A 13,745-nucleotide genomic window follows, 5' to 3' on the forward strand; every position below is an offset into this window, starting at 1 on the left:
CGCGGGCATCCGAACGAACGACCCAGCGTCACCGGTGCGCCGGACCCGGACCTGCGCCAGAATCGGACCATGACCGACAACCGTGACGAGCAGCCGCGCGTGATCGCCGTGAGCCGGGACGACGTCCATCGGTTCAGCAAGCCCGTGGTCGACGAGGTCACCCTGGTCGCGGGCTGGGGCATCGAGGGCGATGCGCATGCCGGGACGACCGTCCAGCACCGGTCTCGCGTCGCGCGTGACCCCTCCCAGCCGAACCTGCGTCAGGTCCACCTGCTCCACGCCGAGGTCTTCGACGAGGTCGCCGAGGCCGGGTTCCGCGTCGAGCCGGGCCAGATGGGCGAGAACGTCACGACCCGCGGTGTCGACCTGCTCGGCCTGCCCACCGGGACGCTGCTGCACCTCGGCGACGAGGCGTGCGTCCGTGTGACGGGCCTGCGCAACCCGTGCCAGCAGATCAACGGGTTCGAACCGGGGCTGTTGCGCGCGGTGCTCGGGCGGGACGAGGACGGCTCGGTGGTGCGCAAGGGCGGCGTGATGAGCGTCGTCGTGACCGGCGGTGTCGTCCGCACGGGTGACCGCATCAGGGTCGAGCTGCCCACCGGCGAGCAGCAGGCGCTCCAGCCGGTCTGACGGGCACCTGAGCGCCAGAGCACCCGAGCACACGAGCTCGGCGCCCTACTCCCCCGCCGCCGCAGCCTGCTCGTACAGACTCGTCGCCAGGTCGTTGAGCACCTCGTGCAGCTCGCCGCCGTGCGTGCCGTCGACCGCCCGGAGCATGGCGGCGTAGCGCTGCCGGTAGTCCGCGACGACGTCGTCGCCGGCCGGTAGCAGCCGCAGCAACGACCCACGACGGTCGTTCGGGTTCGGCGCGCGCTCGAGGAGTCCGGCGGTGCTCATCCGGTCGATCATGTTCGTCACCGCGCCCGAGGTCAGCCCGAGGTACCCGGCGACCTCGGTCGGCGTGGAGTACCCGGTGTCGCTGATGAGCACGAGGGCGCGAAGGGCGTTCTCGTGCACTCCGGCGCGGGCGCTGAGCTGGTTCACCAGGCTCGCGTTCGCGCGCACGACAGCGGTGAACGCGGCCATCAGGTCGGCGGCGTCGTCATCGTGTGCGGCGGGTGTCACGGGGGAATCCTTCCATGTCCGGAACCAGGGGGACACGAGCGTCCCCCGCACTGGGGTAGGTGTGCGAGTGGCTAACTTGGTCAACCAATGACTATCTTAATGATTGAAGCAAATCAGCCCGAGTGACTTGCTTCCCCAGACCACCGCGAACCACCGAACCGATGAGGTAACACCGTGTCCACCAAGCTCCGCACCTCCGCACTGAAGCGGATCCGCTTCGCACCCGTGGCCCTGCTGGCCGGCATCTTCGCCGCGGTGCTCCTCTCCCTCTCGCTCACCGGCACCCTGTCCGGGTTCGCGGCGAGCATCACGAACAGCAGCAACACCGCCGGCAGCGGCACGCTGATCATGCAGGAGCAGAACGCCGGCGCGACCGTCACCTGCCTCAGCACCGACGGTGGTTCGGTCTCGACGAACTCCGCGACCTGCTCGACGATCAACAAGTTCGGCGGCAGCACCACGATGACGCCGGGCAACACGGTGAACACCGCGATCTCCATCAAGAACACCGGGACCGCGGCCGCCAGCACCTTCACGCTGAACCCCGGCGCCACTTGCACCCAGTCGGCGAACGGCTCGGCCAACGGCACCGCGACCGACCTCTGCGCCAAGATGAACCTGGTCATCACGTCCGGCTCGACCACCGTCTTCAGCGGCACGCTCGCCAGCTTCAAGGGCGCCGCAGCGTCGGCCTTCACGATGCCGCAGGCCCCGGCCGCCGGTGCCAGCGTCCCGTTCAACTTCGCGGTGACCCTCGACTCGTCGGCCGGCAACACCTACCAGGGCCTCGCGGCCTCGGTCCCCATGACCTGGACGTTCACGGCCTGATCCCGCTCCGGGCCGGCACCCCCCAAGCCGTCCCGGGACGTCCCGTGACCCCAGACCGGCGACGCTCGACCGACCCCCCCTCCGGCCGAGCGTCGCCACCCCCGTCCCATCGAGCGCAGCAGGCGCTGCGCCCCACCCCACCGAGCCGCAGGAGCACGACATGAGCCAGACCGCAGCGATCCCGCTCAGCGGCACGCTCGACCGTCCGGTCCTCCGGGGTCGTGCGGTCACCCGCTCCGAGTCCGTCCTTGCCTGGTTGCTCGCCCTGGTCGCCGCTCTGCTGCTCACCGCCGCGATCCTGTTCCTGTCCGCCGGCGGCCGTTGGTTCGTCGTCGAGACCCCCTCGATGGGTGAGGCCGCCCCGGTCGGCACCCTGGTGCTCGACCTGCCGGTCGACGTCACCACCCTGCACGTCGGCGAGATCGTCTCGTTCGAGACCGCCGCCAACCCGGACATCGTCTACACGCACCGCATCGTCGCGATCGACGCCGACGGCGGTCTGCACACCCGCGGCGACGTGAACGGCGCCGTCGACCCGTGGACGCTCTCGCAGGCCGACGTGATCGGTACCCCGGCGCTCCTGGTCCCGCACCTCGGCTGGCTGTTCCGCGCCGCTCCGATCCTGCTCATCGGCACGCTCCTGATCCTCACCCTGACCAGCGCCTTCACGGACCGGGTGACCCGTACCTGCCTCCGGATCGCCGGCTCCGCGCTGACGGTCTCGTACGCCGCGTTCGTCCTCAAGCCGTTCGTCAACGTGACGACCATCACGAACACCTCGAGCCCGACGGGCGTCGAGGCCACCGTCATCTCGTCCGGCATCTTCCCGGTCCGCGTCGACGCCCACGGCGGCAACACCGTGCACCTGGTCGACGGTGAGGTCGGCCGCGTGGTCATCCACGAACTGACCCGCAACGGGCACTACCAGCTGACGTCGAACATCGACCTCGACCCGCTCGGGTGGGTGGCGCTCATCGCCCTGTGCCTGGTCCCGCTCGTGGCCTGCCTGGCGGTCGGCCGCGTCGAGGCGGTGCGTCCCTCGTGATCCTCCGTCACCTGCGCGACGGCCGCGTCGTCGCCCTCCTGCTCGTGGTCGCCCTGGCGGTCGTCGTCCTGCTGAACCAGTTCGCGCCGACGCGCTCGGCCTACAGCGCCACTGTGCGGAACGACACGAACACCGCCGCGACCGCCCCGTACTTCACCTGCACGGGAGCCGTCGGAGCGGACACCGCGAACGCCCTGTTCGCGTACCGGCTCACCGAGTCGTCGAACGCCAGGACCGCCACGGACTGGTCCGGTCGCGGTGTGAACGGCACCTACCAGGGCTCGATGACGGCGGCCACCCCCGACCCGATCGCCTGCCCGCGCGACACCGGCAGCGCCTACGTGCTGAACGGCTCGACCAGCTACGTCACCGCCTCGCGCTCGTACGCCAACCCGACCACCTTCAGCGAAGAGGTCTGGTTCAGGACGACGGTCGCCGGCGGGCAGCTCATCGGCTTCGGCAGCAGCCAGACCGGTGGATCCGGCCAGCACGACCGGAAGCTCTACCTCAACACCAGTGGACAGCTCGCGTTCGGCACCTACAGCGGGACGACCCAGGTCGTCACGTCGCCCAAGGCGTACACGGACGGCACGTGGCACCACGCCGTGACGACGATGTCGCCGACGAACGGCATGCGTCTCTACGTCGACGGCACGCTGGTCGCCTCGAACGCTGCGTTCAAGGCCCCCGAGAACTTCACCGGCTACTTCCGCATCGGGTACGACACCGTCAGCGGGTGGCCGGGCTCCCCCGCGAACCCCTACTTCACCGGGTCCATGCGGTACGCGGCCGTCTACGGGACGGAACTGTCGGCCACCCAGGTCGCCGCCCACGCAGCAGCCGGCCGCTGACGCGCCCAGAGCGGACGGGAGGCCCGTGGCGGGCTCGCCACGGGCCTCCCGATCGGAACCTGGGCGGGTCGCACGCGGTGTGTCGTGGAAGCTCGGCGGACCGCACGCGGGGTGTCGTGGATCCTCCCGCGCTTCCAGGCGACCACGGGGGTCCGGGGCGGGCGCACCAACCCCCGGATTCGGCGCGACGAATACCGCTGATCAGGCCTTTTCGTGCTGGGTACCGTGCCAGGATCATCAGGTCCTGAGACGTCGGCGTCTCCGTCCGACCGTCTCGAAAGGCGCCGCCCCCATGTCGTTCTGGGCCCTCTTCCTCATCGCGCTCGGCGTCTCCGCAGACGCCTTCGCCGTCGCCCTCGGCAAGGGCCTGCACATGAAGCGTTTCGACGTGCGGCACGCCCTCGTCATCGCGCTGACGTTCGGTGCGTTCCAGGCGCTCATGCCCCTGCTCGGGTGGCTGCTCGGTTCGGCGTTCGCGCAGTACATCGCGGCCTTCGACCACTGGGTCGCGTTCGGACTGCTCGCGCTGATCGGCGGCAAGATGCTGTGGGAGGCGTTCTCGAAGCACGAGGACACCGAGCAGGACACCGACCGCCTGCCGATCCGTGAGCTCCTGGTCCTGGCGATCGCGACGAGCATCGACGCCCTGGCCGTGGGCGTCACGTTGGCGTTCCTGCCGGTGTCGATCGGCGGCGCGGTGCTGCTCATCGGTGTGACGACGGCGGTGCTGTCCTTCGCCGGCGTGGTCGTCGGGCGCCGTGTCGGAGCCCGGTTCGGCAAGCCCGCCGAGATCGCCGGCGGTGTGGTCCTCATCCTGATCGGCGTGAACATCGTGCTCGAGCACACGGGCGTCATCGGCTGACCTCGGCTGGCTCCGGCCGCACACGACTCCGCCACCCGGCGCATGATGAACGCATGTCCCGCATCCTCGTCACCGGATCGACCGACGGCCTCGGGCGGGAGACCGCCGACACCCTGTTGCGTGACGGGCACGACGTCGTCGTGCACGCCCGGAGCACGGCGCGCGCCGAAGCGGTCGCCGACCTCGTCGACCGCGGCGCCGCACTGGTCGTCGCCGACTTGTCCGACCGGGCCGCCGTGATCGCTGCCGCGCGCGACCTCGACGCCGGCGACCCGATCGACGCGGTCGTGCACAACGCCGGCGTGATCTCCGGCCGCGCGCTGATCCCGGTCAACGTCGTCGCCCCGTACCTGTTCACCGCGCTGCTCCACGCGCCGACCCGGCACGTGTACCTGAGCAGTGGGATGCACCGCGGTGGCCGCCCCCGACTGGACGGCGTCGACTGGGACGGCACCGCGGAGACGAACACGTACTCGGACACCAAGCTCTTCGTGACCGCGCTCGCCGCCGAGGTCGCCGAGCGCCGGCCCGGCGTCCTGAGCAACGCCGTCGACCCGGGCTGGGTGCCGACGAAGATGGGCGGCGCGGGGGCGTCGGACGACCTCGAGCTCGGACACCGCACGCAGGAGACCCTCGTGACCGACCCCGACGCAACCCTCAACGGCGGTTACTGGTTCCACGGGCAGCGGCAGGAGCCGCACCAAGCGGTCGCGGACTCCCGGTTCCGCCGCCAACTCGTCGACGCCCTCGCGACGGCGACCGGCATCACCCTCTGAAGCAGGACAGGAGCGCCATGTCGACGGTCAGGGTCCACAACTTCGCGATCTCGCTCGACGGGTACGGTGCCGGAGCGGACCAGTCGCTCGACCGGCCGTTCGGGCACGCCGACGGTCGACTGATGGGGTGGTTCGCGGCCACCGCCACCTTCCGCGCGATGCAGGGCGCGTCCGGCGGGACCACGGGAGTGGACGACGAGTTCGCGCGCGCGTGGGGGCCGGACATCGGCGTCGAGATCATGGGGCGGAACAAGTTCGGACCCCAGCGCGGACCGTGGCCCGACGACGGCTGGACCGGCTGGTGGGGCGACGAACCGCCGTTCCACACGCCGGTCTTCGTGCTCACGCACCACCCCCGCGAGCCCCTCGAGATGGCGGGCGGGACGACCTTCCACTTCGTCGATGCGACCCCGGCGGAAGCGCTCGAGCTCGCCCGCCAGGCCGCACCGGGCCGGGACGTCCGGATCGGCGGCGGGGTCGAGACCGTCCGCGAGTTCCTGCTGGCCGACCTGGTCGACCACCTGCACGTGGTCGAGGTACCGATCGTGCTCGGCCGGGGCGAGCGGCTCTGGGACGGGCTCGAGGGCATCGAGGAGCGCTTCGCCGTCGAGACGGTCGCGTCGCCGTCCGGCGTCGTGCACCGCACGTTCTCGCGCGTGGCGCGCTGATCGCAGGGGAGGAACTGATCGCACCGACCTGCGAACGGGAGGCGCGGTGCCAGGCCGCCACGGGCCTCCCGTCCGCACTGCGCGCCACGTCGACGGCCGCCGGCCGGGTCCTGGGGGCGCCCTGCGGGTGGCAGGATGGATCGACCCCCTCGCCGACCAGATGCGGAGCGTGCAGTGACACAGGCCCCAGGTCGTCGCGAGCGGAACCGACAGGACAAGCTCGACCGGATCACGGCTGCTGCCAGCGAACTGTTCGCCGAGCACGGTGTCGACGACGTGACGACGCAGCAGATCGCGGAGCGTGCGGACATCGGTGCCGGCACCCTCTTCCTGTACGCGAAGACCAAGGGTGAGCTGCTCCTGCTCGTGCAGAACGCGAAGTACGACGAAGCGCTCGAGCAGGGACGCCGCGCTGCAGCGGCGACGTTGGACGTGGTCGATGCGGTGACCGCGCTCGTGACGCCGATCGTGGTGTGCAACCGCGTCCAGGTGTCCAACGGTCGGACCTACCTGCGGGAGATGGCCTTCGGGGATCCGTCCGAACCCCACCACGCGCGTGCGCTCGCCATCTCCGGGCAGACCGAGCAGGCGGTCGCGGAGATCCTGGTCGGCCGAGGCGGCCTCGACGACGGACGCGCTGCGACGCTCGCGCACGTCGTCTCCGCGGTGGTGTTCGTCTCGATGGTGTCGGCCGTCGACCCCGCGACCACCGTGACGACCGTCGTGGAGTCGATCCGGGCGCAGCTCGAGGCGGTCCTGCCGCGCTGAAGCGGTGGTGCAGCGGTCAGGCGGCCAGGAACTCCGCGGCGACCGGGGCGAACTGCTCCCAGTACTGGAAGACGCCACCGTGGCCGGCGTTCGGGTAGATGACCAGCTCGGACCCGGCGATGCGGCGGTGCAGGTCCTCGGAGAGGACCGAGGGCACCATCCGGTCGTGGTCGCCGTTGGCGATCAGGGTCGGCGGCGTGATCAAGGACAGGTCGGACGGCTCCGAACGGCCGAAGCGCTGGATGGCTTTGAGCTGCGTCCGGAACGCCTTGGCGCTGATCGCCTCGTCACGGTCGTTCGTGCGTTCCTCCAGACGCTTGACGAACGCCCTGCCTGCCTGCTGACCGACCGCATCGCGGTTGAAGAACAGGAACTCCTTCGGGTCCGACCGGGTGAGCGTGGCGCGCAGGATGTCGTAGTACGTCGTGCGAGCGACCTTGTCCATGTCCTTGCCGCCGCGGGGCCCGGTGCCGGTCAGGACGAGGCGGCGGACGAGACCCGGGTGCGCGACGACGAGGTCCTGCGCGATCATCCCGCCCATCGAGAACGAGAACACGTCGATCCGTTCGTGGCCGAGGGCGGTGATGAACGTGTACGCGTCATCCGCCGCCTTGTCGAGGGTGTCGGGGAAGGTGCCGCTGGAGGCGCCGACGCCGAGCTGGTCGAAGGCGATCACGTGCCGGGTCGCGGCGATCGCGTCGACGATCCGCGGGTCCCAGTTGTCGAGCGTCGCTGCGAGGTGGACGAAGAACACGACGGGGATGCCACCGGTCGGCCCGAGCTCGCGGTACGCGAAGGTGGCACCGCCGGCGTGCACGGTCTTGGTCGGAGCGTGGGCGTACGAGGTGAGGACGGGGTCGGTGGCGCTCATGGTGGCGGGTCCGTTCGGTCGTGGGTGGGGTGTCAGTTGCTGGTGACGACGGTCTTGCCGCGCACGCGGCTCGTCCCGATCGACACGAGCGCTTCGGGGGTCTGGTCGAAGGCGAACGTGGCGCCGACCACCGGGCGGATCGCGCCGGCCTGCACGAGGTCGGCGATCTGCTGCAACTGCCCGCCGTCGGCACGCATGAACAGGAACTCGTAGGTGACCCCGAGGCGCTTCGCCTGCGCGCGGACCTTGCGGCTGATGCCGGCGATGACCAGACGGATCACCGGATTGAGCCCGGCTTCCTTCGCGAAGGCCGGGTCGGGGGTGCCGTTGATGCTCACGACCTTGCCGCCGGGGCGCAGCACGCGCAGGGACTTCTCGAGGTTCTCGCCGCCCAGGCTGTCGAGGACGAAGTCGTACTCGGACAGTTCCTGCTCGAAGTCCTGGGTGCGGTAGTCGATCACGAGGTCGGCGCCGAGCTCGCGGACGAAGTCGGCGTTGGCTGCCGATGCCGTGGTGGCGACGTGGGCACCGAGGTGCTTGGCGAGCTGGATCGCGATCGTCCCCACGCCGCCGGACCCCGCGTGGACGAGCACCTTCGTGCCCGGTCCGACCCCGCCCTTCTCGACGAGTGCCTGCCACGCGGTCAGGGCGACGAGCGGCATCGAGGCGGCCTCTGCTGCGCTCACGTTCGACGGCGTGCGGGCGACGTCGGCTTCGTCGACGGCGATGCGCTCGGCGAAGGTACCGATGCGGTGGTCCCGAGGGCGGGCGAAGACCTCGTCGCCGGGCGTGATCCCGCGGACTCCGGCCCCGACCGCGATCACGGTGCCGGCGACGTCGTGGCCGAGGACGAGCGGGGTCTTGTACGGCAGGATCAGCTTGAACTCGCCCTGGCGGATCTTCTCGTCGAGCTGGTTCAGGCCGGCGGCGGCGACGGCCACGAGGACGTCGTGGTCGCCGACGACCGGTTCGGGGACGTCGGTCTCGCGGAGGGGCTGCTTGTACTGGTCGATGGCGAAGGCGCGCAGGGGGTACTCCCGGGGTCGATTCGATGAGAAGACTCAATTCTGAGTGCACTCAGTAACTGATGTCAATCGCTCGACCCTGGGCCACCTCGACGAGAAGGGACTACCGTCGGCCGCAGGTGACCCGAGCCCCCGGCTGCCGGCACGATCTCTTCGTCCGATGCCGACCGGAACAGGCCATGTCCTCCTCGCAGTTGAACGTTCCACCAGCCCCCACTGGCGTGTCCCTGCACGAGTCGACGAGCTGGACGGCCTTCGACGGCGAACGCTGGGAAGCCCACGCCGGCCCGTTCCACATCGGCACCGTCGAGTTCACCGCCCGCTACGAGGTGCGCCTGCGCTCCGGCGAGGTCATCGGCGAGCACACCAGCCTGGAGAGCGCGAAGGCGCAGCTCGAGTCGTGGACGCGGTGGAACCTCGGCGGGTGGCCGTGGTCGCCCGCCCTGGCTGACTGATCAGTCCATCGCGTCGTCGTAGATCCCGATCAGGCGGTCCAGGAACGCCTGCACCGTGGCGCGTTCGGTGGCGTCCATGCCGGCGACGACGTCCTCGATCCCCTCGATCAGCGGCAGCACCAGGTCGTACGCACGGTCGGAGGACGGCTCGGCTGCGGTGACGACGAGCTTGCGGCCGTCGCTGGGGTGCCGCTCCCGCGTGACGTGGCCGGCGGACTCGAGTCGGTTGAGCACGAGGGTCATGGCAGCGGTGGAGATCTCCAACCGTCGCGCGAGCTCGGTCGGGGTGGACTGGCCGTGGCTGATGAGGTGGTCCATCGCCTCGAGCCCGGCCGCGTCGACGTCGAGCGCTCTGGCGAGGTGTCGCTCGAACCGCTGCTGCCGCACGCCGACCTGCTGCACCCGTGCGCGGATGTCGTCGTCCGGCAGAGGTCGTCCGTCGCGACGGGCGGCTTCGCGGTCGCGTCGGTCGTCGCGGTCGCGCCGGGCGTCGAGGTCTCGCGATCCGTCGGTGGGCGCTGTCGGTTCGTCGTGCGGCACACCGCGATGATAGTCGTGTAGATTGCCAATCTCATTGGTAATCAAGATTCGAGGCAACATGTCGACCGACCGCAAGCGCGTCCTCATCTCCGGTGCGAGCATCGCCGGGCCCGCCCTGGCGTACTGGCTGCACCGCTACGGCTACGAGACGACGATCGTCGAGCGCGCCCCCGAGCTCCGGACCGGCGGCCAGAACGTCGACGTGCGGGGTGCCGGGCGCGAGGTGTCGCGACGGATGGGCATCGAGGACGACATCCGCGCCGCCACGACCGGTGAGGTCGGCACGCGGTTCGTCGGCCGATCCGGCTCGGTGATCGCGGAGTTCCCGGCGGGCACCACGGACTCGGGCGGTGCCACCGCAGAACTCGAGATCCTGCGCGGTGACCTCGCACAGCTGCTGGTCAGCCGCACCACCGACACCACCGAGTACCGCTTCGGCGATCGCATCACCGGCATCGCGGACAACGACGGCGGCGCCGGCGACGGCGTGACCGTGCAGTTCCAGCACGCCCCCGAGGAGCGTTTCGACCTGGTGATCGCGGCCGACGGCATCGGCTCGAGCACCCGGCGGCTGGTCTTCGGCGACGAGCCGCAGATCCGCTCCCTCGGCCTCGAGACGTCCTACGCGACGATCCCCCGGACCGAGGCCGACGACGACTGGTGGCGCTGGTACAACGCGCCGGGTGGCCGGTCGGTCACCCTCCGTCCGGACCCGCACGGCACGATCCGGGCGACGCTGTCATTCGTGACCGACCGGACACGGGAGCGCGCCGGCTCCGAACGACGATCGATCGAGGAGCAGCGCCGACGACTGCACGAGGTGTTCGCGGACGCCGGGTGGGAAGCGGCGCGCGTGCTCGAGGGCATCGACACCGCCGACGACCTGTACTCCGAGTCGATCGGGCAGGTCCGTGCACCGCGGTGGTCCGCGGGTCGTGTGGCGCTCGTGGGCGACGCCGCCTACTGCGCCTCGCCGGTCAGTGGCATGGGCACGAGCCTCTCGCTGACCGGGGCGTTCGTGTTGGCCGGTGAGCTCGCCGCCCACGTCGACCACCGCGATGCCTTCCGTGGCTACGAACGCATCATGCGGCCCTACGTCGCCCAGGCGCAGCAGCTGCCGCCGGGGGTGCCGCGGGTCGCGAACCCGAAGAGCCGGCTCGGGATCGCTGCGTTCGGTGCCGCGGTCCGGGTCGCATCCACCCCGATCATCGGTCGGCTCGGCGATCGGTTCTTCACACCTCCGGCGGACGCGATCGACCTGCCGGACTACGCGCACCTGGGCTGACGCGCCACCTACAGGAGCCCGGTCAGGACACCGCCGTCAGCCCGGATCGCGGCGCCGTTCGTCGCGGAGGACAGCGGGCTCGCGAGGAAGGTGACGAGCGCCGCGATCTCGGCCGGGTCGATGAAGCGCTCGAGCAGGCTGGTCCGGTTCTGACCGATGATCGCGGCCTGCATCGCCTCGACCGGAAGGGCCTGCGCCTCGGCGATCGCCTCGACCGTCGTCGCGACACCGTCGGAGTACGTGGGGCCGCCGAGGACGGTGTTGATCGTGACCGAGGTCCTACGGGTCTGCTTCGCGAGTCCGTTCGCGAGCGCGATCACCGCGGCCTTGGTCACGCCGTAGTGCACCATGTCCGCGGGGACGTTCACGCCGGACTCGCTCCCGATGAACACGATGCGACCCCACCCGCGTTCGAGCATCCCGCCGAGCAGGTGCCGCGACAGGCGGACCCCGCTCATCACGTTGACCTCGAAGTACCGGGACCAGTCCTCGTCGGCGATCGACTCGAAGGCGGCGAGGCCGAAGAGTCCGACGTTGTTGACGAGGACGTCGACGGCGTCGAGTGACCCGAGCAGTCGGGTGACGGCGCCCGGGTCTCCGAAGTCGGCCGCGATCCCGGACACCGTGGCTCCCGGATGGTCACGCCGCAGGCGATCGACGGCTGCCTCGACCCGGGCTTCCTCCCGGCCGTTGACGATCACGCGCATGCCCTCGGCCGCGAGTGCGGAGGCGATCGCGTACCCGATGCCCTGCGTTGATCCGCTGATGAACGCCGTTCTGCCTCGGAGCTGCAGGTCCATGGATCCTCCTCCGTCGTCCCGCGCCGCTCGACCCGGTGACTTGCCTGAGCAAGTCACCGTACGGTGGTTTACTTGCTCAGGCAAGTCATCGGTCGTACGATGCCCTGATGGCACCGCCCGAACCACACGGCCTGCGCGGCGAACGACTCGAGATCTGGGCAGCGGTGGCGACGATGCTCGAACGGCTCCCGGTCGCCCTGGACGCCCAACTCCAACGAGACAGCGGCCTCACGCACTTCGAACTCGGGGTCCTCACCGCCCTCGACGCCGCGCCGGACAGGACCCTGCGGATGAGCACCCTCGCCGGGTACGCGAGCTCGACGCTCTCGCGGCTGTCCCGCGCGGTCACGCGGCTCGAGGCGAAGGGGTGGGCGCGCCGTGTGGTCGACACGACGGACGGCCGCTTCACCCTCGCGGTCCTGACGGATGACGGGCACGGCAAGGTCCTCGGGTCGACGCCCGCGCACCATGCCCTGGTCGAGCGCCTGGTCTTCGACACGCTCACTGCGACCCAGACGCGGCAGCTCGGGGTCATCGCGCGGAGCATCGGCGACGCGGTGGACGCAGCTCCGTCGTGGACACCGCCCGGGGCCCGCCAGCCGTGACCGGACTGACACGTCCGGGCCGCACGACGCTGGTGCGGTAGGTTCCTGCCCAACGCATTCCGGAAGCGAGAGGGGAGCGCGGATGGCCCAGGGACACCGCTCGCCCCCCACGATGAGCGACGTCGCAGCCGTCGCCGGCGTCTCGAAGAAGACCGTCTCGAACGTCCTCTCCGGCTACGAACACGTCTCCGCCCGCACCCACGACCGGGTGATGGCTGCGGTGGACGAACTCGGCTACGAGCTCAACGTCTCGGCCCGGAACTTCCGCGCCGGCCGGTCGAAGGTCATCGGCCTGGCGGTGCCGGAACTGCGGCAGGCGTACTTCGCCGAGCTCGCCGACGCCGTCATCCGCGCTGCCGGTGCGGTGGGGTACACGGTGCTCATCGAGCAGACCGCGAGCGGTGTGCGCGAGGCGGACGCGATCACCCGGATGCGCGAACACTCGATCGACGGCATCATCTACAGCCCGCTGACGGTGCGGTCGAACGATGCGCCTGCGCTCGAGGTGAAGTTCCCCCTCGTGGTGCTCGGCGAACCGATCCCGGACACCCCGGTCACGTTCATCACGATGTCGAACGCGGACGCGCTGCACGATGCGACGGCGCACCTGCTCGACGCGGGCCGTCGATCGATCGCGTTCATCGGGTCAGAACCGTCAGGGCCGGTGCGGACGGCGCAGGAGCGCCTGCGCGGGTACCGCGAGGCGCTCGCCGAGCACGGCGTGGCGTTCCGAACCGAGCTCGTCGTCCCCACGGCGCTCTGGCACCGGGCTGAAGGGGCAGCGGCGGCGCGGGCCCTGCTCGACTCCGGCGTCGAGGTCGACGGGATCGTCTGCTGCAACGACGCCCTGGCACTCGGGGCGATGAGCGCGTTGCAGCTCGCCGGTCGGACCGTGCCGGACGACGTCGCGGTCGTCGGCTTCGACGACATCGAGGAGTCGTCGTACGCGACACCCGCGCTCACCACGGTCTCGGCCGACCTGGACCGGGTCGCGGCGACGGCGGTCGGGGTCCTCGTCGAACAGCTGGAGGAGGACGCGGCCGTCGAACCGGGTGTGCTGCGCTCGCCGCACGCGTTGGTCGTGCGGGCATCGTCGGCGCCCGTCGCAGTGGAACGCACGGTCTCCGCCTGAGGTCTTGACCTGCCCGATGAGCACGGACTACTGTCCAGATTTACACCGGTGTAAATCCGGCATGGACGAGGTCCCGCACACCGATGTGCAGGACGGATGGCAGGTTTTC

Annotated in this window: 17 protein-coding genes; 12 read left to right on the forward strand and 5 right to left on the reverse strand. The window is 70.5% G+C overall.

Going from position 1 to position 13,745, the window contains the following annotated elements; all coding sequences use genetic code 11:
• Positions 1-69 precede the first annotated feature (69 nt).
• A complete protein-coding gene (locus ACVKXF_RS05380; RefSeq protein WP_456795098.1) occupies positions 70-630 on the forward strand; it encodes an MOSC domain-containing protein in 561 nt (186 codons plus the stop codon).
• Positions 631-675: 45 nt separating this feature from the next.
• Here the strand turns inward: ACVKXF_RS05380 and ACVKXF_RS05385 are convergent, their stop codons facing one another.
• Positions 676-1,125, reverse strand: coding sequence for a MarR family winged helix-turn-helix transcriptional regulator (locus ACVKXF_RS05385; protein WP_456795099.1), 450 nt, complete (start codon positions 1,123-1,125; stop codon positions 676-678).
• A 174-nt stretch (positions 1,126-1,299) separates the two neighbouring features.
• Here ACVKXF_RS05385 and ACVKXF_RS05390 point away from each other — a divergent pair, with 174 nt between their 5' ends.
• From ACVKXF_RS05390 to ACVKXF_RS05420, 7 genes are all read left to right on the forward strand, one after another.
• Positions 1,300-1,953 (forward strand): COG1361 family protein, encoded by a 654-nt coding sequence (locus ACVKXF_RS05390; protein ID WP_123311379.1) that lies wholly within the window; start codon positions 1,300-1,302, stop codon positions 1,951-1,953.
• 160 nt (positions 1,954-2,113) lie between these two features.
• Entirely contained in the window at positions 2,114-2,998 is an 885-nt protein-coding gene (locus ACVKXF_RS05395) for a S26 family signal peptidase (RefSeq protein WP_456795100.1), read from the forward strand.
• Complete coding sequence (locus ACVKXF_RS05400; protein WP_123311383.1) at positions 2,995-3,849, forward strand: LamG domain-containing protein; 855 nt, start codon at positions 2,995-2,997, stop codon at positions 3,847-3,849. Before ACVKXF_RS05395 ends, ACVKXF_RS05400 begins: the two co-directional genes overlap by 4 nt.
• 292 nt (positions 3,850-4,141) lie before the next feature.
• A complete protein-coding gene (locus tag ACVKXF_RS05405) occupies positions 4,142-4,711 on the forward strand; it encodes a manganese efflux pump MntP (protein WP_123311385.1) in 570 nt (189 codons plus the stop codon).
• Between the two features lie 53 nt (positions 4,712-4,764).
• Entirely contained in the window at positions 4,765-5,487 is a 723-nt protein-coding gene (locus ACVKXF_RS05410) for an SDR family NAD(P)-dependent oxidoreductase (RefSeq protein ID WP_456795101.1), read from the forward strand.
• A gap of 17 nt (positions 5,488-5,504) precedes the next feature.
• A complete protein-coding gene (locus ACVKXF_RS05415; protein ID WP_456795102.1) occupies positions 5,505-6,155 on the forward strand; it encodes a dihydrofolate reductase family protein in 651 nt (216 codons plus the stop codon).
• A gap of 135 nt (positions 6,156-6,290) precedes the next feature.
• The gene (locus ACVKXF_RS05420) at positions 6,291-6,923 is read left to right on the forward strand and encodes a TetR/AcrR family transcriptional regulator (protein ID WP_456795103.1); all 633 of its coding nucleotides are present in this window, start codon (positions 6,291-6,293) and stop codon (positions 6,921-6,923) included.
• A 16-nt stretch (positions 6,924-6,939) separates the two neighbouring features.
• On the opposite strand, the gene ACVKXF_RS05425 is transcribed toward ACVKXF_RS05420, so the two are convergent.
• Both ACVKXF_RS05425 and ACVKXF_RS05430 read right to left on the reverse strand, forming a co-directional pair.
• On the reverse strand, positions 6,940-7,794 hold the full coding sequence (locus tag ACVKXF_RS05425; RefSeq protein ID WP_456795104.1) for an alpha/beta fold hydrolase: 855 nt from the start codon (positions 7,792-7,794) through the stop codon (positions 6,940-6,942).
• Between the two features lie 32 nt (positions 7,795-7,826).
• Positions 7,827-8,822: an NADP-dependent oxidoreductase gene (locus ACVKXF_RS05430; RefSeq protein ID WP_456795339.1), complete on the reverse strand. Its 996-nt coding sequence runs from the start codon at positions 8,820-8,822 to the stop codon at positions 7,827-7,829.
• A gap of 218 nt (positions 8,823-9,040) precedes the next feature.
• Here ACVKXF_RS05430 and ACVKXF_RS05435 point away from each other — a divergent pair, with 218 nt between their 5' ends.
• On the forward strand, positions 9,041-9,274 hold the full coding sequence (locus ACVKXF_RS05435; RefSeq protein WP_456795105.1) for a hypothetical protein: 234 nt from the start codon (positions 9,041-9,043) through the stop codon (positions 9,272-9,274).
• On the opposite strand, the gene ACVKXF_RS05440 is transcribed toward ACVKXF_RS05435, so the two are convergent.
• A complete protein-coding gene (locus tag ACVKXF_RS05440) occupies positions 9,275-9,814 on the reverse strand; it encodes a MarR family winged helix-turn-helix transcriptional regulator (protein ID WP_456795106.1) in 540 nt (179 codons plus the stop codon). It lies immediately after the preceding gene.
• Positions 9,815-9,872: 58 nt separating this feature from the next.
• On the opposite strand from ACVKXF_RS05440, the gene ACVKXF_RS05445 reads away from it, so the two are divergent.
• Positions 9,873-11,099, forward strand: a complete 1,227-nt coding sequence (locus ACVKXF_RS05445; protein ID WP_456795107.1) for an FAD-dependent monooxygenase — start codon at positions 9,873-9,875, stop codon at positions 11,097-11,099.
• A gap of 8 nt (positions 11,100-11,107) precedes the next feature.
• Here ACVKXF_RS05445 and ACVKXF_RS05450 read toward each other — a convergent pair whose 3' ends face one another.
• Complete coding sequence (locus ACVKXF_RS05450) at positions 11,108-11,899, reverse strand: SDR family NAD(P)-dependent oxidoreductase (protein ID WP_456795108.1); 792 nt, start codon at positions 11,897-11,899, stop codon at positions 11,108-11,110.
• Positions 11,900-12,006: 107 nt separating this feature from the next.
• Between ACVKXF_RS05450 and ACVKXF_RS05455 the strand changes: the two genes are divergently transcribed.
• Positions 12,007-12,504, forward strand: a complete 498-nt coding sequence (locus ACVKXF_RS05455) for a MarR family winged helix-turn-helix transcriptional regulator (RefSeq protein ID WP_456795109.1) — start codon at positions 12,007-12,009, stop codon at positions 12,502-12,504.
• Between the two features lie 112 nt (positions 12,505-12,616).
• Positions 12,617-13,636 carry a LacI family DNA-binding transcriptional regulator gene (locus ACVKXF_RS05460; protein WP_456795110.1) on the forward strand — a complete coding sequence of 340 codons (1,020 nt, stop codon included), beginning with the start codon at positions 12,617-12,619 and terminating at the stop codon, positions 13,634-13,636.
• Positions 13,637-13,745: the final 109 nt, after the last annotated feature.

This window comes from Curtobacterium sp. PvP017 (assembly GCF_054060195.1).

Excerpts from the sequence above, each read along its gene's own strand:
- ACVKXF_RS05380 (WP_456795098.1), top strand. The coding sequence starts at position 70 with ATGACCGACAACCGTGACGAGCAGCCGCGCGTGATCGCCGTGAGCCGG.
- ACVKXF_RS05395 (WP_456795100.1), top strand. The coding sequence starts at position 2,114 with ATGAGCCAGACCGCAGCGATCCCGCTCAGCGGCACGCTCGACCGTCCG.
- ACVKXF_RS05405 (WP_123311385.1), top strand. The coding sequence starts at position 4,142 with ATGTCGTTCTGGGCCCTCTTCCTCATCGCGCTCGGCGTCTCCGCAGAC.
- ACVKXF_RS05410 (WP_456795101.1), top strand. The coding sequence starts at position 4,765 with ATGTCCCGCATCCTCGTCACCGGATCGACCGACGGCCTCGGGCGGGAG.
- ACVKXF_RS05415 (WP_456795102.1), top strand. The coding sequence starts at position 5,505 with ATGTCGACGGTCAGGGTCCACAACTTCGCGATCTCGCTCGACGGGTAC.
- ACVKXF_RS05420 (WP_456795103.1), top strand. The coding sequence starts at position 6,291 with ATGGATCGACCCCCTCGCCGACCAGATGCGGAGCGTGCAGTGACACAG.
- ACVKXF_RS05425 (WP_456795104.1), bottom strand. The coding sequence starts at position 7,794 with ATGAGCGCCACCGACCCCGTCCTCACCTCGTACGCCCACGCTCCGACC.
- ACVKXF_RS05445 (WP_456795107.1), top strand. The coding sequence starts at position 9,873 with ATGTCGACCGACCGCAAGCGCGTCCTCATCTCCGGTGCGAGCATCGCC.
- ACVKXF_RS05450 (WP_456795108.1), bottom strand. The coding sequence starts at position 11,899 with ATGGACCTGCAGCTCCGAGGCAGAACGGCGTTCATCAGCGGATCAACG.
- ACVKXF_RS05455 (WP_456795109.1), top strand. The coding sequence starts at position 12,007 with ATGGCACCGCCCGAACCACACGGCCTGCGCGGCGAACGACTCGAGATC.
- ACVKXF_RS05460 (WP_456795110.1), top strand. The coding sequence starts at position 12,617 with ATGAGCGACGTCGCAGCCGTCGCCGGCGTCTCGAAGAAGACCGTCTCG.